At 72.2% G+C, this 25009-nt stretch carries 23 protein-coding genes; 6 read left to right on the plus strand and 17 right to left on the minus strand.

The annotated features are described in order from the left end of the window. Nucleotides 1-10 precede the first annotated feature (10 nt). Nucleotides 11-2527 (minus strand): aminopeptidase N, encoded by a 2517-nt coding sequence (pepN, locus tag AB0B14_RS31445; protein WP_357077013.1) that lies wholly within the window; start codon nt 2525-2527, stop codon nt 11-13. A 69-nt stretch (nt 2528-2596) separates the two neighbouring features. Between pepN and AB0B14_RS31450 the strand changes: the two genes are divergently transcribed. Beyond that, nucleotides 2597-2815: a DUF397 domain-containing protein gene (locus AB0B14_RS31450; protein ID WP_030491749.1), complete on the plus strand. Its 219-nt coding sequence runs from the start codon at nt 2597-2599 to the stop codon at nt 2813-2815. A gap of 132 nt (nt 2816-2947) precedes the next feature. Here AB0B14_RS31450 and AB0B14_RS31455 read toward each other — a convergent pair whose 3' ends face one another. After that, entirely contained in the window at nt 2948-3337 is a 390-nt protein-coding gene (locus tag AB0B14_RS31455; protein ID WP_357077009.1) for a hypothetical protein, read from the minus strand. A gap of 147 nt (nt 3338-3484) precedes the next feature. Between AB0B14_RS31455 and AB0B14_RS31460 the strand changes: the two genes are divergently transcribed. Both AB0B14_RS31460 and AB0B14_RS31465 read left to right on the plus strand, forming a co-directional pair. Continuing rightward, a complete protein-coding gene (locus tag AB0B14_RS31460) occupies nt 3485-4732 on the plus strand; it encodes a cytochrome P450 (RefSeq protein ID WP_357525711.1) in 1248 nt (415 codons plus the stop codon). A 99-nt stretch (nt 4733-4831) separates the two neighbouring features. Then, nucleotides 4832-5908 carry a glycosyltransferase family 2 protein gene (locus tag AB0B14_RS31465; RefSeq protein WP_357077003.1) on the plus strand — a complete coding sequence of 359 codons (1077 nt, stop codon included), beginning with the start codon at nt 4832-4834 and terminating at the stop codon, nt 5906-5908. Between the two features lie 104 nt (nt 5909-6012). Here AB0B14_RS31465 and AB0B14_RS31470 read toward each other — a convergent pair whose 3' ends face one another. From AB0B14_RS31470 to AB0B14_RS31480, 3 genes are read right to left on the minus strand one after another with little or no spacing between them, the layout of a single operon-like run. Further along, a complete protein-coding gene (locus AB0B14_RS31470) occupies nt 6013-6663 on the minus strand; it encodes a DUF3618 domain-containing protein (protein WP_357077000.1) in 651 nt (216 codons plus the stop codon). Then, nucleotides 6660-7127 (minus strand): phage holin family protein, encoded by a 468-nt coding sequence (locus tag AB0B14_RS31475; protein WP_357076997.1) that lies wholly within the window; start codon nt 7125-7127, stop codon nt 6660-6662. The genes AB0B14_RS31470 and AB0B14_RS31475 overlap by 4 nt, the downstream gene beginning before the upstream one ends. 31 nt (nt 7128-7158) lie before the next feature. Further along, the gene (locus AB0B14_RS31480; protein ID WP_357076994.1) at nt 7159-7980 is read right to left on the minus strand and encodes a hypothetical protein; all 822 of its coding nucleotides are present in this window, start codon (nt 7978-7980) and stop codon (nt 7159-7161) included. Between the two features lie 229 nt (nt 7981-8209). On the opposite strand from AB0B14_RS31480, the gene AB0B14_RS31485 reads away from it, so the two are divergent. Then, nucleotides 8210-8701, plus strand: coding sequence for a DUF4383 domain-containing protein (locus tag AB0B14_RS31485; RefSeq protein WP_357076992.1), 492 nt, complete (start codon nt 8210-8212; stop codon nt 8699-8701). 63 nt (nt 8702-8764) lie between these two features. After that, nucleotides 8765-9427 (plus strand): DUF6766 family protein, encoded by a 663-nt coding sequence (locus AB0B14_RS31490; RefSeq protein ID WP_357525713.1) that lies wholly within the window; start codon nt 8765-8767, stop codon nt 9425-9427. A gap of 4 nt (nt 9428-9431) precedes the next feature. On the opposite strand, the gene AB0B14_RS31495 is transcribed toward AB0B14_RS31490, so the two are convergent. The 11 genes from AB0B14_RS31495 to AB0B14_RS31545 all read right to left on the minus strand — a co-directional run bounded on the left by AB0B14_RS31495 (nt 9432) and on the right by AB0B14_RS31545 (nt 22774). Then, complete coding sequence (locus AB0B14_RS31495; protein ID WP_357076986.1) at nt 9432-9881, minus strand: GNAT family N-acetyltransferase; 450 nt, start codon at nt 9879-9881, stop codon at nt 9432-9434. 70 nt (nt 9882-9951) lie between these two features. Then, on the minus strand, nt 9952-11430 hold the full coding sequence (obgE, locus tag AB0B14_RS31500; RefSeq protein ID WP_357525715.1) for a GTPase ObgE: 1479 nt from the start codon (nt 11428-11430) through the stop codon (nt 9952-9954). A gap of 97 nt (nt 11431-11527) precedes the next feature. Continuing rightward, entirely contained in the window at nt 11528-11782 is a 255-nt protein-coding gene (rpmA, locus tag AB0B14_RS31505) for a 50S ribosomal protein L27 (protein ID WP_074313740.1), read from the minus strand. A gap of 11 nt (nt 11783-11793) precedes the next feature. Continuing rightward, nucleotides 11794-12108 carry a 50S ribosomal protein L21 gene (rplU, locus tag AB0B14_RS31510; RefSeq protein ID WP_007464063.1) on the minus strand — a complete coding sequence of 105 codons (315 nt, stop codon included), beginning with the start codon at nt 12106-12108 and terminating at the stop codon, nt 11794-11796. A gap of 211 nt (nt 12109-12319) precedes the next feature. Beyond that, nucleotides 12320-12802 (minus strand): hypothetical protein, encoded by a 483-nt coding sequence (locus AB0B14_RS31515; protein WP_357076980.1) that lies wholly within the window; start codon nt 12800-12802, stop codon nt 12320-12322. A gap of 117 nt (nt 12803-12919) precedes the next feature. Continuing rightward, nucleotides 12920-15988: an Rne/Rng family ribonuclease gene (locus tag AB0B14_RS31520; protein ID WP_357525717.1), complete on the minus strand. Its 3069-nt coding sequence runs from the start codon at nt 15986-15988 to the stop codon at nt 12920-12922. Nucleotides 15989-16119: 131 nt separating this feature from the next. Continuing rightward, nucleotides 16120-16932 carry a TIGR03936 family radical SAM-associated protein gene (locus tag AB0B14_RS31525; protein WP_357076974.1) on the minus strand — a complete coding sequence of 271 codons (813 nt, stop codon included), beginning with the start codon at nt 16930-16932 and terminating at the stop codon, nt 16120-16122. Between the two features lie 148 nt (nt 16933-17080). Beyond that, complete coding sequence (gene mycP / locus AB0B14_RS31530) at nt 17081-18508, minus strand: type VII secretion-associated serine protease mycosin (protein ID WP_357525719.1); 1428 nt, start codon at nt 18506-18508, stop codon at nt 17081-17083. 10 nt (nt 18509-18518) lie between these two features. Continuing rightward, nucleotides 18519-19970: a hypothetical protein gene (locus AB0B14_RS31535; RefSeq protein WP_357525721.1), complete on the minus strand. Its 1452-nt coding sequence runs from the start codon at nt 19968-19970 to the stop codon at nt 18519-18521. Nucleotides 19971-19980: 10 nt separating this feature from the next. Beyond that, nucleotides 19981-20421: a hypothetical protein gene (locus AB0B14_RS31540; protein ID WP_357525723.1), complete on the minus strand. Its 441-nt coding sequence runs from the start codon at nt 20419-20421 to the stop codon at nt 19981-19983. A gap of 256 nt (nt 20422-20677) precedes the next feature. Continuing rightward, nucleotides 20678-22774, minus strand: coding sequence for a TIGR03960 family B12-binding radical SAM protein (locus AB0B14_RS31545; protein WP_357525725.1), 2097 nt, complete (start codon nt 22772-22774; stop codon nt 20678-20680). Nucleotides 22775-22852: 78 nt separating this feature from the next. Here AB0B14_RS31545 and AB0B14_RS31550 point away from each other — a divergent pair, with 78 nt between their 5' ends. Continuing rightward, nucleotides 22853-24235 carry a hypothetical protein gene (locus AB0B14_RS31550; RefSeq protein ID WP_357525727.1) on the plus strand — a complete coding sequence of 461 codons (1383 nt, stop codon included), beginning with the start codon at nt 22853-22855 and terminating at the stop codon, nt 24233-24235. A gap of 74 nt (nt 24236-24309) precedes the next feature. On the opposite strand, the gene AB0B14_RS31555 is transcribed toward AB0B14_RS31550, so the two are convergent. Then, complete coding sequence (locus AB0B14_RS31555; RefSeq protein WP_357076956.1) at nt 24310-24996, minus strand: lysophospholipid acyltransferase family protein; 687 nt, start codon at nt 24994-24996, stop codon at nt 24310-24312. Between the last annotated feature and the right edge of the window lie 13 nt (nt 24997-25009).

Here is a 25009-nt window from a genome sequence, read left to right on the forward strand (position 1 = left end):
GTCGAGGGGACTACGCCGCGGCGGCGGCCACCGCTGTCCGGGCGACAAGCGCGCGGCGCAGGTCGTCGTCGGCGTCGGTGACCACCCGGCGCAGGCCGGGGGTCAGGTCGTCGCGGGCCAGCAGCGCCGCGGCCGCCTCCCGGGTCGGCTGCGCCACGGCGTAGCGGGGAAACGCCAGCTTCGCGACCCGATCGGCCGTCCACGGGGTACGCCGGCGGGCGGCGGCCGGCATGTCCGTGAAGTACCGCTCGACGTACGCGGCGGTCAGCTCGGCCTGCTCGGGTTGCCAGAACCCCTCGGCCGTCGCTTCCAACAGGCGGTTGGACAGCTCGGTGTCCCGCACGATGATCTCCCAGGCCGCCTGCTTCGCGGCCGGGTCGGGCAGGGCGGCCCGGCAGCGGGCGGCCCGTTCGGCACCCGTGGAGCTGTTGTCGGCTGCCGCCTCGACGGCGATTTCCGCCTCGCCGGCGGCACCCAGCACCACCAACCGGCGCAGCACCGCCCAGCGCAGCTCCGCGTCGACCCGCAGCCCGGCCGGCACGTCCCGGCCGGCGAGCCAACCGACGAGCAGGTCCGCGTCGGTGGTCGCGGTGATCCACCCCCGCGCGGCGGCCAACTGCAACGACTCCCCCGCCGGCGCGCCGTCGAGCAACCGCTGGCACGCCTCGGCGACCCGGGCCAGCGCCGCGGACCGGGTCAGCGGGTCGAGGTAACGGTCCACCAACGACCGGCTGAGGGTGAGCACGTCCTCCGCGATGATCACCTCGGTCTCGGTGGGCAGCGCGGCGGCCATCAGATCGACCACGCCGCTGACCGGCCGCTCCCCGTCTGTCGCGGCGTCCAGTGCCTCGCCCCAGAGGATCGCCCGGGTGAGCGGGTCGGCCAAGCCGGGCAGCATCCGCGCGACGGCCTCCGCCGACGCCGGGTCGAGGCGCACCTTGGCGAAGGTCAGGTCACCGTCGTTGAGCAGCAACAACTGGGCAGCCGGAGTGCCCGCCAGGGCCCCCAACACGGTCCGGCCGCCGTCGGCCGCGGGGTCGATGTCGACGTCGTCGCGGCGCACGGTGCCGTCCACCGAGTAGCGGCCCACGCCGATCCGGTGCGGGCGCAGCACCGGGTGGGACTCCGGCGCGGTCTGCACCACGGCCACGTCGGAGTAGCGGCCGTCGGTGTCGACGGTGACCTCGGCGCGCAGCGTGTTGACCTGCGGCTGGCGCAACCACACCTCGGCCCAGCCGGACAGGTCCCGGCCACTGGCGGTGGAGAGGCTGACCAGCAGGTCGGCGAGCGTGGCGTTGCCGAAGCGGTGCTCGGCGAAGTGCGCGTTCAGGCCGGCGAGGAACGCCTCGTCGCCGAGCCACGCGACAAGCTGCCGTAGCACGCTGGCGCCCTTGGCGTACGAGATGCCGTCGAAGTTGAGCAGGCCCTCGTCGGCGTCGGCGACCTCCTCCGGGGCGACCGGGTGGGTGGAGGGGCGCTGGTCGGCCGCGTACCCCCAGGCCTTGCGGCGCATCGCGAAGGTCGTCCAGGCCTGGCCGAAGCGGGTCGCCTCGGCGGTGACCCGGGTGCCGAGGTATTCCGCGAAGGACTCGTTCAACCACAGGTCGTCCCACCAGCGCATGGTGACCAGGTCACCGAACCACATGTGCGCCATCTCGTGGGCGATGGTGGTGGCCCGCTGCTCGCGCTCGGTGTCGGTGACCGCCGAGCGGAACACGTAGTCGTCGCGGAAGGTGACGATGCCCGGGTTTTCCATGGCGCCGGCGTTGAACTCCGGCACGAACGCCTGGTCGTACTTGCCGAACGGGTAGCGCTCGGTGAAGAGTTGGTGGAACCGGTCCAGGCACTGCCGGGTGATGGTGAAGATCTCCTCGGCGTCGGCATCCAGGTGCTCGGCGAGCGACCGGCGGCAGTAGATGCCCAGTGGCACGCCGTCGTGCTCGGCCCGCCGCACGTGGTACGGCCCGGCGATCAGCGAGAAGAAGTATGTGGCCAGCGGCGCGCTCGGGGCGAACTCCCAGCGACCCGGTGCCGGAGTGGCAGCCACCTCGGCGTTGCTGGAGACCGTCCACTCTGGTGGGGCGGTCACCGAGAGGACGACGGGAGCCTTGAGGTCGGGCTGGTCGAACGCGGCGAAGATGCGTTGCACGTTGTCGAGGAAGCTCACCGCGTAGAGGTATGTCTCGCCGTCGGCCGGGTCGACGAAGCGGTGCATCCCCTCCCCCGCGTTGGAATACGCCATCTCCGCCTCGACGACGAGGGTGTTCTCCTCGGCCAGGTCGGCGAGCGGCAGCCGGTTGTCGGCCAACAGGGCGGGGTCGAGGTCGCGGTCGTTGAGGCGTACCGCCAGCAGTTTCGCCGGCTTGACCTCGGCGAAGGTCGCGGTGTCGGTGGCCGCCCGGAAGCGGATCGCGACGCGGGAGCGGAACAGCTCCGCGCCGCCGGTCAGGTCGAGGTCCACCTGATAGGACTCGACAGTAATCGCCGCGCCACGCGCGGTCGCCTCTACACGGGTCAGGCTCGGCATCCGCTTATCCTGCCCGATGGGGATCGACACTCGGTCACCACACGACCCTCGGCACTGGAGGAAAGAACCATGGCGCAGCACCCCAAGGGCGACTTCGACCTCTCTCGGGCGGTCTGGCAGCGGGCCGAAGGGGACACCTCTGACAGCGCCGTCGAGGTCGCTTTCGTCGACGACCTGATCGGCATGCGCAACTCGGCCGAGCCCGAGGGGCCGGTGTTGGTCTTCACCCAGGCGGAGTGGGACGCGTTCGTCGCCGGCGCCCAGGACGGCGAATTCGATCTGGACTGATCGCCGGCGCGGTGTCGCCGTGCCGGTGTCGGTGATCCGGGCACCGGCACGGCGACACCTGTTGTGGTCGGGTGTGCCGCCCGCCGTCGCCGCCCACGCCGATGACGGTCGGTGCGCCGCGGCGAGCAGCGGTCACCCATCGCCGTCACCCCAGCCGAGACCGCCGGGACCCGGGGCGTGGTGGAAGCCCGGATGATCGGCCACGTCGACGCAGCGCTCGCCGTCCGGGCCGACCGCCCCGCAGAACAGCCGCACGGCCCGCTGCCAGGCATCGGCCGGCGACAGGGCCGCTGCCCCGAGCGCCACCTCCGGGCGGAGCAGGGTCAATGCCTCCGCGTATGCCACGGCCAGCTCGCGGGCGTCGGCCGCGTCCGGTGCGGTGAAGCCCAGGTGCACGGTGAAGAACCGGTGTGGTCGGGCCGGCCGTCGGGGCGGCCCGATCAGTGACCGCTCGTCGCGGCCCGTGCCCGGTGCCCCGGCCGCTCGCCCCTGCCGCCAGTGCGGCGATCTGTTGTCGCGCATCCGCCCTCCCCGTGGTTGCCCCACCAGCAGCAAACCAGGTTCCGCCGCTCCTGGGAGGGGCCAGCCGGCGCGGGGATTCAGCGGCGGCGACGGGGGTAGACGCAGCCGGCCGGGGTGACCGGCCGCACCCGCGTGTGAGGAGACCTGATGGCGACCATGCCGGCCGACCGCAGCCCGGACAGCACCCTGGCGTTGCTCCGCGCCGGCTACCGGTTCATCGGTGCACGCTGCGAGCGGTACGGCAGCGACGTCTTCCAGACCCGGATCCTGCTCGCACCGACGATCTGCCTGCGCGGCCGGCCGGCGGCGGTGTTGTTCTACGACAACGAGCGCTTCCAACGGTCGACCGCGATGCCGCTACGGGTGCAGCGGACCCTCACCGGTCGACGTGGCGTGCAGGGGCTGGACGGGGCGGAGCACGCCGACCGCAAGGCCATGTTCATGTCGATCATGACGCCGACCGCCATCCGGCAGCTCGGTCGGCTCTTCGACGACGAGTGGCAGGCGCGGATCCCCGCCTGGGAGGCCGGCGGGCCGCTGCCGCTCTACGACGAGCTGGGCCGCCTGTTGACCCGGGTGGTCTGCGCCTGGGCCGGGGTGCCGCTGCCCACGGCACAGGTCGAGCGGCGCGCCGTCGAGCTGCACGCCATGATCGAGGCTCCGGCGGTGGTCGGCCTCCGACACTGGCGGGGGCGACTCGCCCGTGGCCGTACCGAACGCCGGCTCGCCGACCTGATCGAACGGACCCGGGTCGGTCTCTTCCCGGCGCCGCCCGGCAGTGCCCTGGCGGTGATCGCCGAGCACCGGGACCGACAGGGCCGGCTCCTCCCCCGCCGGGTCGCGGCGGTGGAGCTGCTCAACGTGCTGCGGCCGGTGGTGGCCGTGGACCAGTACATCGCGTTCGCGGCGCTCGCCCTGCACGACCATCCGGGCTGGCGGGAACGGGTGCGCGGCGACGACGGGGCCACCGAGAACTTCGTCCAGGAAGTACGCCGCTACTACCCGTTCTTCCCGATCGCGGCGGCCCGGGTCCGGCGTTCCTTCGACTGGCAGGGCCACCACTTTCCCCGGGGGCGACGGGTGCTGCTCGACCTGTACGGCACCAACCACCACCCGGCCCTCTGGCCGGAACCGGAGTTGTTCCGCCCGGAGCGGTTCGCCGGCCGACACGTGGACCCGTTCGAGTTGATCCCGCAGGGCGGCGGTGAGCACTGGGCGGGGCACCGTTGCGCGGGCGAGTGGATCACCATCGACCTGATGAAACGGGCGGTGGCCAACCTGACCGGCACCATGCGCTACGACGTACCCATCCAGGACCTGGCCCTGGACCTGCACCGGATGCCGGCGTTGCCGCCCCTCGGTCTGACCCTCACCAACGTCCGGCGCACCGCCTGACCTGCGCCCGCGTCTCCGACCATCGGTTTGACCAGCGCGGATGTGGGCAGGTGCGGCTCAGCCGTCGGTGCGCAGCGGTCCTGCGAAGGAGGCACAGCGATGTCCCTGTTCAGCCCAGCTGGTGACGCCCGGCGCGCCGCAGGCCGGGCGGGCGTCGACCGCGCCGGCACGTCGCCGGTCCACCTGCCGATGACGTACGTGCTGCCGCTGCGCTGGCACGCCGACAGCGGTCTGGCCGAGTTGACCGGTTACCTGCGGTGGCTGGCCGAACGGGTCGAGGTGATCGTGGTCGACGGCTCCGCACCGGACCTGTTCGCGCGGCACGCCGACGCCTGGCGGGGGCTGGTCCGGCAGCTCCCGCCCGACCCCGGCGAGCGTGGGCTCAACGGCAAGGTGATCGGCGTACGCACCGGCGTCCGCGCGGCGGGCCACGAGCACGTGGTGATCGCCGACGACGACGTCCGGTACGACGAGGCCGGCCTGACCGCAGTGCACCGGCTGCTGGGCCGGGTCGATCTGGTACGACCGCAGAACTACTTCGACCCGCTGCCCTGGCACGCCTGGTGGGACACCGGCCGGACGCTGCTCAACCGGGCACTCGGGGACGACTACCCGGGCACCCTCGCGGTGCGGCGCGGCACCTTCCTCGCCATGGGCGGGTACGACCCGGACGTGCTCTTCGAGAACCTGGAGCTGATCCGTACCGTGCGCGGGTACGGCGGCGTCGAGGCCAGGCCAGCCTGGTTGTACGTCCGCCGGCTACCACCGGACGCGGCGCACTTCCGTGGCCAACGGGTCCGCCAGGCGTACGACGACCTGGCCCAGCCGGCTCGCCTGCTGACCGCGCTCGCGGTCCTGCCGGGGCTGGCGGCGGCGGTCGCGTCGCGTCGGCTCCGGCTGCTGCTCGGCGCGGCGGCCGGGGTGGTCGCCCTGGCCGAGGCGGGTCGTCGTCGCGCCGGCGGTGACCGGGTGTTCCCGCCGACCACGGCCCTGGCGGCCCCACTCTGGCTGCTGGAGCGCGGGGTGTGCGGCTGGCTGGCGGTGGCCCAGCGGTTCCTGCGCGGCGGCGTCCGCTACGGCGACACCCACATCCGCCGAGCCGCCAACCCCGCCCCACACCACCCCCTGACCCGCGCGATCTTGCACTTTCGGTCACGACAAGACAGCCCTCAATAGAACGAACCCCCGACCGAAACTGCACGATCGGCGGGGGTGGGGGCGACAGCTCGCGGGCACCGGGATGGTGGCCGCGAGCTGTCGCCGGGGTGCGGCGGGTGGGGTCAGGGGCTGACCTGGTGTCGGGCCTGCTGGGCCTGGTCCTTGACGTCGGACGCGGCCGACCTGGTGTCGTCCCTGACCGCGTGCACGGCGTCCTGAGCGGTGGACCGCACCGACTGGGCGGCCTGCTGGGCGGGCTCGCGCAGCTCCTCCTTGAGCTCGTTGGCCATCTCCCCCAGCTTCTCCTTCACCGCGCCACTGTGCTCGCCGACCCGCTCCTTGAGCTGCGTCGCGGCCTGCTGCTCCCGGCGGGAGGCCGGGATCAGCGACGACGCCAGCCAGCCGACGCCGAACGCGATCAGACCGGCGGCGAGTGGGTTGCCCTGGGACTTCTGCCGGATCACCCGCGGCGCGCTGTGTGCGGCGTCGCTGACGGAGGTCGCCGCCGAGTGCGCGGCGTCGCTGACGCTGGAGGCCGCCGACGAGGCGCGGTCACCCACCGAGTGGGCGGCCTGGCCGGTGCCGTGGCCGAGGTCAGACGCGGTTCCCATGACCTTGTCCCTCACATTCTGCAGAGCGGAACGGGCCCGCTGCTTGCGGTCGTCAACGATGCGGCTCGGGCTGACCTTGTACGCCAGCGCGTCCACATCGGAGCTGAGACTGTTACGGGTGGCTTCGATCTCCCGGCGGATCTGATCGGGATCGGTGCTCATCGGGTGACTCCCTCCGGATGCGGCTTGAGCGCGTCGGGGATCCGCTGCACGCTGTCGTTCGTCTGCTTGAGCCCGCGTACGTGCTGGGCGTTCTTCTTGGCCATGGAGTAGAGGACGGCGGCGACCGCGGCCCAGATGACGGCCACGATCAGCGCGGCCAGACCGGAGTCCATGACGTTGTCCAGGAACTGCCACACGGCGATGGACACGAAGAGCGCCACCATGTAGCCGCCGAAGCCGGCACCGCCGAAGAGCCCGGCGGCCTTGCCGGCCTTCTTGCCCTCCTGACGGATCTCGGCCTTGGCCAGCTCGACCTCCTGGCGCATCAGCGTCGACAGGTCACTTGTCACCTGACGCATCAGCTCACCGATGGAGCTGCCCTTCACCTCCGCCGCCGTGTGCGGGGCACCCGCGTCGGGGTGGTAACCGGAGCCCAGGCCGGGCCCCTGCGTCGGCATGCTCATGCCGTCGCCTCCCTTCGGACGAGTCGGCGGCTCACGGGCGGGTGCTGCCGCTGGACGGCACGCCCGGCAGCGGGTCGGTCTGCTGCACCGGCGGCAGCGGCTGCCCGGTGCCGGAGTGCTCCGGGTAGCCGCCCCCGTTGGGGTCGGCGTGGCTGCCGGGCGTCGGGTCCGCGTAGCCACCGGACGTCGGCGCGGTGTGCGTGCCGGGGGTCGGGTCGAGGTAGCCGCCCGGCGGAACGGCGTCCGGCACCGCGCGGGGTGCCGGCGGCTGCGTCGGGATCACCGCGGTCTGCTCCGGGTCGTACGCCCCGGCACCCCGGTAGGTCGAGGTGCCGTTGCCGGAGTCGTCGCCGGCAGCGGAGATGCCCCGGGTGAGCCGGCCGGCCAACACGCCGAGAACGGCCGCGCCGACCAGGAAGGTGCCCGGGTTGCGCCGCGCGTAGTCGCGTACCTCGGTGAGCAGGTCGCCCGGTTCGCGCTGCTCGAGCCAGCCGGCGACGCCGTGCACCCGGTCGGCGGCCTGGCGGGCCAGCTCGGTCACCGGACCGGCCTGGCCACCCTGCTCGGCCATCGAGCGCATCTCGTCGGCCAGCGACCGCAGCCCACCGGCCGCCCGGCGCTGCTGCTCACCGGTCTGGCTGGCGAGCTGGGTGCGGGCCTCGCCGTACAGGTTGCGCGCCTGCCGGGCGGCCTCACGGCCGACCTCGGTGCCCTGCTCCTTGGCGGTCTGGGCGACCGCGCCGCCGGCCTGCGCGGCCTCGGTGCCGACCTGGCGGGCCTGGTCACGGACGCCGCCGCCGTTCGTCGACTCCGGCCCGTACGTGGAAGACGTGGGTGAAAGATCGTAAGACATGATTTCCCTTCCGCTCAGAAAGTCGTCGCGGTTGTGCTGGGGGATGCGGTGGTGTTGCTCCAGCCGCTCACCGAATCCCTACCCTGCGTTTCGGCTTCCATACCTCTTCGTGCATTTCTCTGCGGGAGCGACCGGATCGACTTCAAAATGGAGGATCGTCGGGCTGCGTCACGTCGCCGCTGCGGACAGTGCGGTTCGCGAGGCTGGCAGATCCACGAAGGGGGCAGCGATGGCACGAGGCGTGCGAGGTGGCCGACCGGCGGCCCCCCGACCCCGGGTGCGGGTGGCCGCGCTGGTCGTGGCCGGGGTCTTCCTGCTGATCGGCATCCTCGGCTTCGTACCCGGCGTCACCACCGACTACGGGGAGCTGAGATTCGCCGGGCACCACTCGGACGCGCGGCTGCTCGGGCTGTTCCAGGTGTCGATCCTGCACAACGCGGTGCACCTGCTGTTCGGATTGGCCGGCCTGGTGCTGGCCCGCAGCGTCGGCGGGGCCCGCGTGTTCCTGGCCGGCGGCGGCGCGATCTACCTCGGCCTCTGGCTGTACGGCCTGGGCATCGAGGCCGTCGACGCCGAGAGCGGGGCGAACATCCTGCCGGTCAACGACGCCGACAACTGGCTGCACCTCGCACTCGGCTTCGGCATGCTCGCGCTCGGGCTGCTGCTGTCCAACCAGGCGGGCACCGGCGGGCGCCTGGACAACCCGGCCGACCGGCACTGACCTGGAGATTTGTGGTTTCGCGGTCGCGCGCACCGGGGTAACTCGATCGGCGAAGGAGGTGCGATGATGCCTCGTTGGCTACGTGACAACGCACTGGCCGTCGCCATGCTGGGAGCGTTCCTGGTCTTCCTGGTATTGCAGAGCGTCTTCGGCTGGCAGACCCACAACGAGGAGCTGACCGAGTTCGGGGCCGCGCCGCTGAGCTGGCCGGCGTACCTGGCCAGTGGGCACTTCGTCGAGTCGGTCTTCGAGAACTGGGAGTCGGAGTTCCTCCAGATGGGCGGGTACGTGCTGCTCACCGCGCACCTGGTGCAGCGGGGCTCGGCCGAGTCGAAGCCGGTGGACCAGACCGACCGGCCGGAGGACGACGAGCGGCGGGCGACCCCGCAGTCACCCTGGCCGGTGCGCGTCGGCGGCCTGCCCCTGGCGATCTACCGCAACAGCCTCTCCCTCGCGCTGCTGCTGATCTTCGCCGGTTCGTTCGTCGGTCACCTGTTCGGCGGCACCGCGGCATACAACCAGGAGCAGGCGCTGCAGAGCGGAGCGCCACCGATCGGCGTGTGGGAGTTCCTCGGCACCAGCGACTTCTGGTTCCAGTCCATGCAGAACTGGCAGAGCGAGTTCCTCGCCGTCGGAGCGCTGATCCTGCTGAGCATCGTCCTGCGCCAGCACGCCTCGCCCGAGTCGAAGCCGGTGACCGTCACGCACGCCACCACCGGCGCCTGAGCGGTCAGGCCGCGACCGGCAGTCGCTTGGCGAAACAGATGCTGTACGGGTTGCCCACGTACTCGCCGTATACCGGGATCTGGTGGTAGCCACAGGACGTGTACAGCGCGATCGCCGCCGGCAGGTAGGTGCCCGTCTCCAGGCAGACCACCGAGTGCCCCTGCCGGAACGCGCACTCCTCCAGCGCGGCCAGCAGTTGCCGGGCGATGCCCCGCCCCCGGTACGCGGGCCGGACGTACATCCGCTTGACCTCGCCGGTCTCGGCATCGATCGGCTGGAGCCCGCCACAGGCGACCGCCCGACCGTTCACCACCGCCGCCAGGTAGCGGACGTCGTCGTGCGGGACGAAGACCTGCCCGTCCAACCCGCCATCGGCCGCGAGCAGCTCCCGCTGCTGGGCGATGACCAGGGCGGCGATCTCCGGATCGGTGGCGGGCCGAGACTCGATCAACATCACCCCACGCTAGGACTGGCGGATTTCGCGGAGGTTTCCGGAAATCAACCCGATCACGGAGCGCAACGGACTACTCGGCGTCGTCCTCGTCGCCGTCATCGTCGTCGTCGAGGTCGTCGGACGAGTCCGCACCCACCTCGTCCGCCGACCGCACCCGGCGGGCCTTGCGGGCAGCGAGCCGGTCCGCCGCGGAGAGCCGGTTCGACTTCTCCTCCAGGCGGACGTCGGTGCCCCGGTTGCCGGGCACGAAATCGACGCCGGCGTAGAGCGTCGGTTGCCAGTCGAACTCGCGCTCACCGATCCGGACCAGGTCACCGGGCTCCGCACCGGCCTTGGCCAGCTTGTCCTCCACGCCGAGCCGGGCCAGCCGGTCGGCGAGGTAGCCGACCGCCTCGTCGTTGTCGAAGTTGGTCTGCTTGACCCAGCGCTCCGGCCGGACACCACGAACGGTGAACGAGCCGTCCGCCTCGGCCGTGATGGTGAAGCCGTCGTCGTCCACCGCGATCGGACGGATCACGATCCGCGTCGGCTCCGCCGGCGGCGCGGCCTTGCGTTCCGCCTCGACCAGCTCGGCCATCGCGTAGGTGAGCTCCTTGAGCCCCTCGCGGGTGGCCGCGGAGACCTCGAACACCCGGTAGCCGCGCTCCTCCAGGTCGGGGCGCACGATCTCGGCGAGGTCCCGCCCGTCCGGTACGTCGACCTTGTTCACGGCCACCAGCCGGGGGCGGTCGGCCAGCCCGCCGTACTGGCTCAGCTCGGCCTCGATGGCGTCGATGTCGGCCACCGGGTCGCGGCCGGGCTCCAGGGTCGCCGAGTCGATGACGTGCACCAGCACCGCGCAGCGCTCGATGTGCCGCAGGAACTCCAGGCCCAGCCCCTTGCCGTTGGCCGCGCCGGGGATCAGACCCGGCACGTCGGCGACGGTGAAGGTGTGGTTGTCCATCCGGACCACGCCCAGGTTGGGCACGAGGGTGGTGAACGGGTAGTCGGCGATCTTCGGCTTCGCGGCGGAGATCACCGAGATCAGCGACGACTTGCCGGCCGACGGGAAGCCCACCAGGCCCACGTCGGCGACGCTCTTCAGCTCCAGCACGATGTCCAACTGGTCACCGGGCTCACCCAGCTCGGCGAAGCCCGGCGCCTTGCGCTTGGCGTTGGCCAGCGACGCGTTGCCCCGCCCGCCGCGCCCGCCCCGGGCCACCTCGAAGGTGGTGCCGGCGCCGACCATGTCCGCCAGCACGGTGCCGTCGGTGGTCTGCACCACGGTGCCGTTGGGCACCTTCAGCATGAGGGTGCGGCCGTTGGCCCCGTCCCGGTTCGACCCGGCGCCGCCCTTGCCGTTGTCGGCCTTGACGTGCGGGTGGAAGTGGAAGTCGAGCAGGGTGGTGACCTGCGGGTCGACCACCAGGGACACGCTGCCGCCGTGCCCGCCGTTACCGCCGTCCGGCCCGCCGAAGGGCTTGAACTTCTCGCGGTGGATCGAGACACAGCCGTGCCCGCCATCGCCGGCCTGCAGATGCAGAACGACCCGGTCAACGAACGTTGCCACGGCGTCAATCCTTCCAGCGAGGTCCGACCCCGCACTGCGTGAAAAAGGCTAAGCGGGCCGGGACCCGGAGGTCCGCGGCCCGCTTGAGCGAAGAGAACTACTGCTGCGGAACGATGCTGACGGTCTTACGACCGCGCTTGGTGCCGAAGAGGACCGCACCGGCGGACAGCGCGAACAGCGTGTCGTCGCCGCCACGGCCGACCAGGTCACCGGGGTGGAACTTGGTGCCACGCTGCCGGATGAGGATCTCACCGGCGCTGACGACCTGACCACCGAAGCGCTTCACGCCAAGTCGCTGGGCCGCGGAGTCACGACCGTTACGCGAGCTGGACGCACCCTTTTTGTGAGCCATTGGAGGACGACCTACTTCCCGCTGGAGATGCCGGTCACCTTGACCTGGGTCAACGGCTGGCGGTGACCCTGGCGCTTGTGGTAGCCGGTCTTGTTCTTGAACTTGTGGATCCGGATCTTCGGGCCCTTGGTGTGCGCGGCGATTTCGCCGGACACCGCGACCTCGGCAAGCTTCGCCGCGTCGGTCACCAGGTCGTCACCGTCGACGAGGAGCACCGCGGTGAGCTTCACCGCGTCACCGGGGGCACCGGTGAGCTTCTCGACCTCGATCACGTCGCCCTCGGCGACCTTGTACTGCTTGCCGCCGGTCTTGACGATCGCGTACATCGGAGGCGGACTCCCTGTCGTTGAGGCTGCTGGCGGTCGTCCCCGCGGCGGCTCGCCGGGTAGCAGTGCACGGCGGCGCGGGCACACGGGAACTCGGCACACCAAAGGTGGGCCGCAGGCAAGAGTACGCCATCGCCGACCCGGACCCCAAACCGGCCCACCGTAGGGCCTGTTTCATCAGGACTGGCCGGCCTGATGAAACAGGCCCTGGTCAGCGTGCGCAGAGCTGATCGAGGCGCTGCTGGAGCCTGTCAAGCTCGGTCTCGTCGATCGACTCGACGTCGGCACCGAGCGCGGCGACCTCGGTGCCGAGGTCGGTGAGCAGAGTCTTGAGCTGCGGATCGGTGGCCCGCTCCGACTGCTTGCGCAGCTCGGTCCGCCAGCCGGCAAGCGCCGCCTCGGCCCGTCCGCGAGCGGCCTCGGCCGTGCCGTTGTCCCCGGCCCCGATCGCCGCGACCATCTGGCCCAGCTCCGCCACGTACGTCCGGACGGCGGTGGTGCTGGCCTGCTGGGCGGCGGCGCAGACCTCCGTGGCGCCCCCCGCCGCGCCACCACTGGCCGGTAGGGCGGACGGGTCACCGGCGCTTTCGGTGGCCACACCGGTCGGCCCGACGCCCACGGGCCGGTCGGTGTCACACCCCGCCGCGCCCAAGAGCACGGTGACCAGTGCGGTGACGGCAAGCAGACGACGCATCTTCTTCTCCTGACCCGGGACGGCCGATTCTGGGCCGGGGTGGCAGCGCCGGCAAGGTCCCTCCCCCGTCACTTTGCCGGGGAAGGGACCTCGTCAAACACGTGGCCGGTCAGGCGGTCAGGGGCGGGTCCGCCGGCGGGCGCCACCCCGGCGGGAACGGCGGCGGCCGGCACCACCCTCGGCGGTGTCCTCGTCGCCCTCACCGTCGGCGAGCGCGTCCGGGTCGTCCGCCGCGGCGAGCCGAGCCGACTCCCCCTGCTGGCTGTCGGAGATCGCCGGTGCGGCGGCGGTGTCCGACTCGTAGCGCGACAGGTCGTAGCCCATCGTGTCCTGGTAGTCGGCGTCCGGTTCGGCGCTGGTCTCGATGTCGGTGTCGGTGTCGACGACCTCGACCGCGACCCGCTCGACCGGGGCGTTCTTGCGTGCCCGGCGCCGGGACGAGGCGGTGCCCTGCTCGGCGGCCGGGGCGGCGGCCACCGACGAGGCGACGGCCTTGACCTTCTCCCCGGCACCGGCGGGACGGGCCTTCTCCGGCACCGGCTCGGTGTGCATGATCACACCCCGACCCTTGCAGCACTCGCAGGTCTCGCTGAACGCCTCCAGCAGACCCGCGCCGATCCGCTTACGGGTCATCTGCACCAGACCGAGCGAGGTGATCTCGGTGACCTGGTGCTTGGTGCGGTCACGGCCCAGGCACTCGGTGAGTCGGCGCAGCACCAGCTCGCGGTTCGACTCAAGCACCATGTCGATGAAGTCGATCACCACGATGCCGCCGATGTCCCGCAACCGGAGCTGACGGACGATCTCCTCCGCCGCCTCCAGGTTGTTGCGGGTGACGGTCTCCTCCAGGTTGCCCCCGGAGCCGGTGTACTTGCCGGTGTTGACGTCCACCACCGTCATCGCCTCGGTACGGTCGATCACCAGCGAGCCGCCGGAGGGCAGGAAGACCTTGCGGTCCAGGCCCTTGATGATCTGCTCGTCGATCCGGTACTCGGCGAAGACGTCGCTCGTGCCGACGTGCCGACGCACCCGGTCGACCAGATCCGGGGAGACGTGCGACAGGTACGACTCGACGATGTCGTACGACTGCTCGCCCTCGATCACCAGCTCGCGGAAGTCCTCGTTGAACAGGTCCCGAACCACCCGGATGACCAGGTCCGGCTCTCCGTAGAGCAGCGCCGGGGCGCCACCCTCGGCGGCCTTGGCCTGAATGTCCTCCCACTGCGCCTGGAGCCGCTTGACGTCACGGGCCAGCTCGTCCTCGGTGGCACCCTCGGCGGCCGTCCGGACGATCACGCCCGCGCCGTCCGGGACCAGCTTCTTGAGGACGTCCCGCAGCCGCTTGCGCTCGTTGTCCGGCAGCTTGCGGCTGATCCCGGACGCGTTGCCGTTGGGCACGTAGACCAGGTGCCGGCCGGAGAGCGCGATGTGGCTGGTCAGCCGCGCGCCCTTGTGCCCGATCGGGTCCTTGGTGACCTGGACCAGCACCGAGTCGCCGGAGCGCAGCGCCTGCTCGATCGAGCGGGCCCGCCCCTCCAGACCGGAGGTGTCCCAGTTGACCTCGCCGGCGTACAGCACCGCGTTGCGGCCCCGGCCGACGTCGACGAACGCCGCCTCCATGCTGGGCAGCACGTTCTGCACCTTGCCCAGGTACACGTTGCCGGCCATCGTGCCGGAGGAGTTGCGGGTGACGTAGTGCTCGACCAGCACCCCGTCCTCCAGGACGGCGATCTGGGTGCGGTCACCGCGTTGGCGAACCGCCATCACCCGGTCGACCGCCTCCCGGCGCGCCAGGAACTCCGACTCGCTGAGGATCGGCGGCCGCGTACGCCGCTGCTCCCGACCGTCGCGGCGGCGCTGACGCTTGGCCTCCAACCGGGTCGAACCGGACACGCCCTGCACCTCGTCGACGGTCCGACGCGGCTCGCGGATCTTGACCACGGTCGGTACGCCGTCGTCGGCGGCACCCTCCGTGTCGCCCGCGCCCCGGCGGCGACGACGCCGGCGGCGACGGGTCAGGCCGTCACCGCCCTCGGACTCCTCGTCCTCGTCTCCCTCGGCCTCGACCTCGGCGGTCTCCTCCTCGTCGGCCTGCGCGGCCTCCTCGGAATCCTCGTCCTCGGCGTCGTCGGCCCCGCCCTTGCCCCGACCCCGACCCCGGCGACCACGCCGGCGGCGACGGCGCGCGGCGGCGCTGTCCTCGTCGTCCTCATCCGCCTCGGCGGCCTCATCGGCCTCCTCGGTCGGCTCCTCCTCGGCCTCGATCGCCTCGACCGGCTCCACCGGCTCGGCCTCGCGGCGACCACGCCGACGGCGGCGGGACGGCTCCGCGGCCTCCTCCACCGTCGGCTCCTCGGCGACGGGAGCGGGCTCGACCGGCCGGGTCACCGGCACGGCGTCCGGCTGGGGTGCCATGAACAGCACGGTGGGCGCGGAGAGGGCGGCCCGCCGACGCCGCGTACGCGGCTGCTCCGGCTCGACCTCGGCCGGCTCGTTCGGCTCAGCTGTCACACCGGAAACGGCGACACCTGGTGACACCTCCCCGGAGCTGGTCCAGGGCGACCCGGGGGCGGTCGCGGTCGGGGTGTCGTTCAGCTCGGCCTCGGCCTCGCGCAGATCGGACTCCGCCGGCTCCTCGGCGACGACCGGCTCCTCGGCAACCGGCTCCTCGACGACGACCGGCTCCTCGACGACCGGCTCCTCGATCGCGGGCGGCTCCTCGACGGCGGCCGGGGTGGCCTTCTTGCGCCGGGTACGGGTCACCTTCACCGGTGGCACCACGTCGGCCGAGGCCGACTCCGCGGAGGCGGCCACGAGCGGCTCCTCGGCGGTCGTCTCGACCGGGGTGGCCTTGCGGCGGCGCCGGGGGGTTTTGGGGGCGACGTCCTGGTCGCCGGAGATCGGGGCGAAGACCTCCGCCTGCGGCGACTCGGCACTGCCGGTCTCGCCGGTGGACGCCTCAGCCGGCGCGTCGGTCTGCTCCGGCTGGCTCAGCGGGGCGGCGCGCCGGCGGGTCGACCGGGTGCGTCGTGCCGGCGCGGCGGGCTCGGCGCTCTCCGCGCCACCCGGGTCCACCGACGCCGAACCGACAGCGGTGGCGCCGTCGGCCGTGGTGCTCTGGTCGGCGGTTTCCCCGGCCGGCTGTGAACCGGTCCGTTCGCCGCCCTCGGGCTCGTTCTCGAGCATGGACGTTCTCCAGTTCTGGCTGCCCCGGGCGCGGGTGAGCGCTGCCACGCAGGGTCGCCGCAAAAGTGTTTCCGCCGGGCGCGCGTGGTGCGCGACCGCCGAAGTCTGCCTGCCAGAGCACGGACCGTCGGTCAGTGCCCAACGATGGCTGCCCCGTCGCGGTCCGCATCCAACGGATCCACGATCGCTCCCTGCGCGGTCAACGTGCCCTGAGCCAGCCGGGTCACCCTCGGCGAAACCGGCGGCTCCAGGTCGGCCACCACGCGGAGGCCGGAAAGGACGTCATCGGGCCGTACGGACGGGGTGACCTGCCGCACGACCAGTTCGAGTATCGCACACGGTACGGCCGGCGCCCCGGAAGGCGTCGGCGTTGGCACTATGACATCGACTGATATCACTGCGGCGCGGGCGTCGAAGGTGCGCCGGCCCTGCTTGGTCATCCGCTCGACCAGCACCTCGTCCGCCGCGAGGAAGGCGTCCACCGCGCCGCGGAGCACAGCGGTCTCCACCTCGGGCAACTCGATGTGCCAGTGCGACGCCTCGATCCGGTCCGGCAGGTTGCCGCTCTCGGCGATCACGGCGTCCAACACGTCCAGCCCCGGCGAGAGCGCGGCGTCCAACGCGGCCCGCAGTTGCTCCGGGTCGACCGCCGCCTGGAGGGCGATCTCCAGGTACTCCGCCTCGCTCGCCACCCCGGTGGGCGCGGCACTGGCGTAGGAGATCTTCGGGTGCGGGTGGAAACCCTGGGAGAAGGCGACCGGCACGGCGGCCCGGCGCAGCGCGCGCTCGAACGCCCGGGCGAAGTCCCGGTGCGAGGTGAACCGCAGCGGTCCGCGCTTGGCGTACCGGATGCGGACGCGCTGGACGACCGGTGCCTGGCCGCCCTCGGGTTGAGGCTTTCTGGCGATCGTGGGCTCCTCGGGTGGACCTGCGTGTCCAACCATCCTGGCGCAGGGCCCGTGCCGGTCCGCAGCCGGGGCGGTGGTCCCGCCCCGGCGAACCGGCCCAAACCGCTCGACACCGCGACGTTCACCTGCCGGAACGCCGATGGCCGGCCGGGCGACCCGAAGGTCATCCGGCCGGCCACCATGATCAGGACCGGTTGCCGCTCCCCGCTGGGGGCGGCGGCGGTGGTGCCCCTCCCGGCGGGCCGTAACCCGGCGGCGCGTGGCCGGACGGTGGCGGGTATCCGCCGCTGGGCGGGGCGTACCCCGGGGGTGGCGGGTAACCGGACGGCGGTGCGTAACCAGCCCCGGGTGGGGGGTAACCGGCGCCCGGTGGCCCGTATCCGCCGGGAGGCTCCTGGTCGAGCAGGTGGTCCGGGACGTTGGCCGCCAGGGCCGCCTCACGGCGGTACCGGCGTCGGTTCCAGATCAGGAACACCGTCAGCCCCAACAGCAGCACCACCACCACGGCAACACCGATGACGACCACCATGACCTGCTGGTCCGTGGGGCCACCGCGGTCGCCGTGCTGGGTGACGTCAAACTCCTCGGCCGCGTCGGCGGTCCGGGTCAGCGCCGGGTCGGCGGTCGCGGCGGTCGGGGCGAGCAGCGGGTTCGCGGTGACCGGCGGCACGTTCGCGCTCAGTGCGGCCACCGGGTCGATCAGACCGAAGCCGTACTGCGGGTCACGGCCGGCGGGACCGGAGTCCCGGGCGGTACGGATGATCCGGTTGATCACGTTGGCGGCGTCGAGGTTCGGGTACTTCGACCGGACCAACGCGGCCAGACCGGAGACGATCGCCGTGGAGTCGGAGGTGCCGTCACCCCAGCCGTAGCCCTTGTCCCGGCCGGCGTTGTAGATGTCATCACCGGGTGCGGCGACCACCGCCTCCGGACCCTGGACCGAGCCGGACCAGAACCTGCCGCCCCGGGTCGTCCCGGTCACGGCGATCACGCCGGGGACGTTGGCGGGAGTATCGACCTTGACGCTGCCCTTGGCGGTGTTGCCGGCGGCCACCACCACGACGACGTCGCGCTCCAGGGCGTACCGGAGGGCGCTCTCCTCCTCGGGGGTGACGGCCGACGGCTTGCCCAGCGAAATGTTGATCACCTTGGCGCCACCGTCGACGGCCATCCGGATGCCGAGGCTGACCGCCGCCTCGTCGTAACCCACATCGCCGGACACGTCCAGCTTGATGGGCATGATCTTGGCACCGGGGGCGACGCCCTCGACGCCGTCGGAGGTGGCGTTCGTCGACGCGATGATGCCGGCCATGTGCGTGCCGTGCCCCTGCGCGTCGGTCCGGCCGTCTCCGCTGCCGCCGTCACTGCGGCCACCGGGGAGCACCTGGCCCCTCAGCTCCGGATGGTTGGCGTCCACGCCGCTGTCGATCACGGCCACGACCACGCCCCGCCCGGTGGACAGCCCGTGCGCCTGCTCGATCCGCAGCTCGTCCACATACCACTGCTCGGCCCGCCGGGGCGCGGCGACCGCCGGTTGGGCGGCCCCCACCACCAGGAGCCCCGCCAGCAGGCAGGCCGCGGCCGGCCGGAGCGCTGCGACGTTCACCCTCATCCGTCCGTCCTCATCGCAGGATGCCCGGGGACGAGCCGTCACCGGGGCCCCACGGATCGTCGTCCTCAGTCAACCACGACGAGTGCTCGGAGCCCGTACCACCGCCATGCCCGGCGCCACCCGCGCCGCCCATCATGCCGCCGCCCATCATGCCGGCACCGCCGATCCCGGCGCCGCCACGCGCGCCGCCCGCCATGCCGGGGCCACCCGCACCGGCGGCGGCGCGCAGCGCGTTCGCCGCGCTCGTCATCGGCGGCACCTTGCCGTTGCCGCCACCCACCATGCCGGGGATGCTGCCCACGCCGATCCCGCCGGCCGCGCCCAGGCCACCACCGCCGGCCCCGATCCCGCCGGCGCCCACGCCACCGCCGAAACCACCGCCGGCCCCACCGAGCCCGGCGCTGCCGAGACCGGTGCCGCCGTAACCGCCACCCACGCCGCCAATGCTGCTGGGCGCGGCACCGGCCAGGCCGGTGCTGTAGCCGTCGTCGACACCCGGATAACCCGATCCGGGGGACCCAGGGGTGAACGAGCCGGACTCACCACCGGTGGATCCGGCACCGGACGGCGAGAACGGGCCGGCCACCGACGTCGGCCCACCGCTGAAGTCGGCGCTGCCGCCCGGCGGCCGGCTGCCGATGTCCGGGACGCCGCCGATGCCACCACCACCCCCGCCACCGCCGCCGCCGATGTCAGGTCGACCCTTCGGCGGTACGCGATCGTCGGGCCGGTAGTCGTCCGAGACGGGCGAGGGCTCGGTGACCACCAGCTTGGGACGCTCGGTGTAGACGGCCTGGGGCAGCGGGGACATCGCGGTGTTGGCCGCCTGCTGGTTGTCCCGGTACCAGTTGTCGAGATGGTCCTTGGTGTCCCACCAACCACCCCGCTTCTGGTCACCCGCCTGACCGTCGACCTTCATGGTCGCCTCCAGGTCGTCGGCCTTGTCGCGGAACGCGCCGTCGGCGTACGACCCGGGGTTGCTCTGGTAGTCCTTGCGCAGCGCGGCGAGGAAACCCGACGCGCTCTCGCCGTCGCGGGCGTCGTCGAGCTCGGTGCCGTTGGGCAGGCTCCACTCGTTGATGCCGAAGTCGTCGCCCAGTGGGACCGGGATCGAGGCGACCGCCCTGCGGATGTCCGTCTCGATCCGCGCCAACGCACCGCTGACGTTCGTCGCATCGGTGATCAGATCCTCGACCTGCTTACCGATCTCGCCCAGGTGCTCGCGGTAGGCGTCACCGCCGCTGCCCTTCCAACCGGCGAGCATCCCGGGCAGACCACCGACGTGCGGGCGCTCCTGACCCGTGGCGATGGGGCCGACGAACGATCGACCGACGAGCGCGTCCCGCAGCTGCGTCAGGCCGGAGGAGAGGTTTCCCCACCCCTGCCCGACCGATCCGACCGTCTCCGGGTCCGCGGAGAGCGTCACCTCGCGGACGCACCGCTCCCAGGTTCCTCCAGCCATGACGTCCCCCTCAGGCCGTGTACGGGTAGGTGGGCGCGCCGCCGGCAGCGGGCGGCGGAGCCGCCGACTCGAGCAGCCGCTCGATCTCCTTGCCGTTGGCGCCGTTGCGCGCCTCGGTGTCACCGAATGCCTTGGCGATGTCCTCGGTGCCCTGCTTGAGTGAGGCGAGCCGCTGGGACAGCGTCTTGAGGTGCAGCTCCATGTTGGCCGTGGACTTGGTCAGCGCCTGCCACTGCATGCGGGCGTCCTCGTAGGCGCCGAAGGGGGTGCCGTTCGGGACGGTCTGGGCGTTGTTGCTGTCGCCCTTCATCCGCTCCTTGACGCGTTCCATCTCGTAGATGATGGTGTCGTCGACGTACTGCTTCAGCCGCTCGACGTACGCCGCCGCGGCGTTCAGGTCCTCGACGCTGACGTGTAGATCGCCGGTGTTCGGCGGCGGGATGGTCCCCATGAGCTTCCTCCCCCGTTACCGACCCGCCGGGTCGGTCCATGTCAGACGCAGCGTATCGACAGTGGCCCAGTCGGGGCAGCCCCGGTCGCCACCACGTCGCACCGGCTTTCGTCGATTGCGGGGCGGGACGGGACGGGCTGGTGGTGTGCTGTGGAGGTCGACAGGTGCCGACGGGCCCGCGCGAACGCGGGCCCGTCGGGTGGAGTGTGGACAGTGCTGGGTCACCGCCGCGGGGGTGTCGCCCCGCGGCGAGCGGTCAGGCCGGGTGGTCGCCGGCCGAGACCTGCACACCGTCGCCGGCCGGGACGTGCACACCGCCGCCGGCCGGGACCCGCATGCCGTTGCCGCCCAGCGGGGTGAGTGGCAGCAGCTTCTTGCCCGTCGGGCCGATCTGGATCTCGGTGTCCATCGACGGGCAGACGCCGCAGTCGAAGCAGGGCGTCCACCGACAGTCGTCCTGCTCGAACTCGCTGAACGAGTCCTGCCAGTCCTGCCAGAGCCAGTCCTTGTCCAGGCCCGAGTCGAGGTGGTCCCAGGGCAGGACCTCCAGCTCCTCGCGCTGCCGGGTGGTGTACCAGTCGAGGTCCACCCCGAACGCGGGCAGCGTCTCGGCCGCCGCGTCCACCCAGCGCTGGTAGGAGAAGTGCTCGCTCCACCCGTCGAACCGGCCGCCGTTCTCCCAGACCTTGCGGATCACCGAGCCGACCCGGCGGTCACCACGGGAGAGCAGCCCTTCGATCAGCGACGGCTCGCCGTCGTGGTAGCGGTAGCCGATGGCCCGACCCAACGAGCGGTCGGAGTTGATGGCCTGCTTGAGGATCTTGAGCCGGTGGTCGATGACCTCCGGACGGTCCATCGCGGCCCACTGGAACGGGGTGTGCGGCTTCGGCACGAACCCGCCGATGGAGACCGTGCAGCGGATGTCCTTGGAACCGGTCGCGGCCCGACCGGCCCGGATCACCTCGTGGGCCATCTCCGCGATCTCGAGAACGTCCTCGTCGGTCTCGGTGGGCAGGCCGCACATGAAGTAGAGCTTCACCTGCCGCCAGCCGTTGGTGTACGCGGTGACGACCGTACGGATCAGGTCTTCCTTCGTCACCATCTTGTTGATGACCTTGCGGATCCGCTCCGACCCGCCCTCCGGGGCGAAGGTCAGGCCGGTCCGCCGCCCGTTGCGGGACAGCTCCTGCGCGAGGTCGATGTTGAAGGCGTCCACCCGGGTCGACGGCAGCGACAGCGAGACGTTCGTGCCCGCGTACTGCTCGGCGAGGCCCGAGCACATGTCGCCGATCTCGGAGTGGTCCGCCGAGGAGAGCGACAGCAGGCCGACCTCGTTGAAGCCGGAGAACTCCAGGCCCTCGCGGACCATCTGAGCGACGGTGGTGATCGACCGCTCCCGCACCGGCCGGGTGATCATCCCAGCCTGGCAGAACCGGCAGCCCCGGGTGCAGCCCCGGAAGATCTCCACCGCGTACCGCTCGTGCACCGTCTCGGCCAGCGGGACGAGGGGCTTCTTCGGGTACGGCCAGGCGTCCAGGTCCATCGTCGTGCGCTTGTGCACCCGGAACGGCACGTCCGCCCGGTTTGGCACGACTCGCTGGATCCGCCCGTCCGGGAGGTAGTCGACGTCGTAGAAGCGCGGCACGTAGACACTCTCGGTGCGCGCCAGCCGCAGCAGCAGCTCGTCGCGGCCCCCCGGGGAGCCCTCGGCCTTCCACTCCCGGACGATCCCGGTGATCTCCAGGACCGCTTCCTCGCCGTCGCCGAGCACCGCGGCGTCGATGAAGTCGGCGATCGGCTCCGGGTTGAACGCGGCGTGTCCGCCGGCCAGGATCACCGGGTCGGCGTCGGTGCGGTCGGCGGCCAGCATCGGGATGCCGGCCAGGTCGATCGCGGTGAGCATGTTGGTGTAACCCAGCTCGGTGGAGAAGGAGATGCCGAACACGTCGAAGTCGCGGACCGCGCGGTGCGCGTCGACGGTGAACTGCGGCACGCCGTGCGTGCGCATCAGCGTCTCCAGGTCCGGCCAGACCGCGTACGTCCGCTCGGCGAGGGTGTCGGGCAGCTCGTTGAGCACCTCGTAGAGGATCTGCACGCCCTGGTTGGGCAGGCCCACCTCGTACGCGTCGGGATACATCAGCGCCCAGCGCACGGTCGCGGCGGCCCAGTCCTTGGTCACCGCACCCAGCTCGCCCCCGACGTACTGGATGGGCTTGGAAACCTGGGGCAGCAGCGGCTCGAGCTGGGACCAGACGGACGGCTCCAGGTCACGGCTCGGCGTCAGGGACGCCGAGCTGGAGTCGTCGCGAGAGTTGGTCGCGGCCGCACGCGGCGTCGTGGACGGGGCACTCATGATGCCCAAGGGTACGCGCCCGCCTGGCGGTGGCGACGCGGTACTAACCTCGGACCGGCGTGAGAGGAGATTGCCGCGATGCCCGAGCCCCAGCCGGGAGCACGGCCGGCCGACGGGAACACCCCCGGCTCGGCGCCGGACCGGGATCCGGCGTCGGCCGACAAGCCGGCCTCCCCACCCGTACCGCCGGACCAGCCGGCACCCCCCGACCAGCCGGCACAGTCGAATGAGCCGGCACAGCCGACGCAGCCGGCACCGCCCGACCAGCCCGCACCGCCCGACCAGCCCGCACCGCCGGACCAGCCCGCACCACCGGACCAGCCGGACCAGCCGGCACCGTCCGACCAGCCCCAGTCTCCGGATCAGCCGGCGGCCTCGGGCCGGGCTGAGCCCGGCACCACCGCGGAGACCCCCGCGCCCAGGTGGAGCGGTTCGGCGCCGGTGCCGCCCCCGCTGCCGCGCCGACGGGTGTGGGGCGAGTCTGCCGAGCCGACCCCACCGCCGCCTGCGCCGGTGGGGCCGCCGGAGCACCAGACGCCTGTCGACCCGTGGGCCGGCGTGGACACCGGCGGCTGGGACCTGCCCTCCGCCGAGCTGCCGCCGTTTCCCCACCTTCCCCCGACGATGCCGCATCCGACGCCGCCGGCGACCCGGCAGTGGCCCAGCCAACCCACTCGCTCGGTCGGGTCGCACCCGGTGTCTCCGGCGGCCGCCCCGAGGCCACCACAGGCCACCGGGCCCAGGATGCCGACCCGGCCGATGTCGCCGCCGTCCGCGCCGCCGCTTGCCCCGGCGCCCCGGGTGCCGAAGCAGCGCCGGGGCAAGCGGTCCGCCACACCACCCGTGGCGCCACCGGCGGGGCCGCCGCCGGGCTGGCAGGCCCCCAAGGGGTACGTGCCGGTGCCGGTCCGCAAACGTCGCCGCTGGCCCTGGTTCCTGCTGCTCACCCTGGCCTGTTGCTGCGGCTGCCCCGCCTACTACGGGTTCCCGATCTCGGCCCAGTACCCGGTGCAGGCCGCCCTGCCCGCCCAGGTGGACGATCTGAGCCTGCGTCAGGACAACCGCAGCGCCGAGGCCGCCCGGCAGTTGGAGACCGAGGTACGCAACGAGCACCTGCTGGCCGAGGACACCTTCGCCGGCGTCTACTCCACCTCGGGGGGTAAGCAGGTGACGGTCTTCGGCGGCACGGGCTTTCGGCCGAGCCCGGAGTCGGACGCGGAGGCCGAGATCAGCCGGCTCACCGACCGTTACACCCTGGACACCCCGGAGAGCGTGGACACCGGTGTGCGGGGCCGGCACGAGCGCTGCGCGGTCGGCCAGTCCGATGGCGGTGACGTCGTGGTCTGCACCTCGGTCGACCACGGCAGCATCGCCACCGGGGTGTTCACCCGGCTCTCCCTGGCCGACAGTGCCGCCCTGCTGGCCACCCTGCGCGCCCAGATCATCCAGCCCAAGGGCTGACGGCGACCCAGCCAGCATCGATCAAGAAGGCTCCCGCCCCACGAGGGCGGTGGACTTCTTGATCGACAAGAGGGTCAGGCCTGGGTCGGGTCCGGGTGGGCGCGCGGCGGGGCGTAACGGGGGACGTACTCCTGGCCGGTGAGCTTCTGGATCTCGCTCATCACCTCGTCGGTCATCTGCCGCAACGAGGTGCGGTCGGTCGGCCGTCCGGCCAGGTTGATCGGCTTGCCGAACCGAATGATGATCTCGGCGGCGCCGGGCCGGGGCACCCGGGCGCCGATCGGCTGCGCCTTGTCCGTGCCGATCATGCCGACCGGGATGACCGGCACGCCGGTCGTGGTCGCCAGCCGAACCGTGCCGGTCCGCCCCCGGTAGAGCCTGCCGTCCGGCGAGCGGGTGCCCTCCGGGTAGACCACCACCAGATCACCGTTCTTGAGCACCGGGATCGCCGCGTCGAACGCGGACAGCGCGGCCCGGCCGCCGCCCCGCTCCACCGGAATGGCACCCAGGCCGGTGAGGACGAACTTGGAGATCGCACCCTTCACACCGGTGCCCGTGAAATACTCCGACTTCGCCCAGAACGCCAGGTGCCGGGGCACGACAGTGCCGAGGAACAGCTCGTCGGCCACCGACAGGTGGTTGCCGGCGAAGATCGCGCCGCCGGTGGCCGGCACGTTTTCCAGCCCCTCCACGGTCGGGCGGAACGCCAACCGCAGCGTGGGCCCCACGGCGAGCTTGCCGATGGTGTAGAGCAGGGGCACTGGTCCTCCGGCA

This window comes from Micromonospora sp. NPDC049171, assembly GCF_040648275.1.
Lineage (GTDB): Bacteria > Actinomycetota > Actinomycetes > Mycobacteriales > Micromonosporaceae > Micromonospora.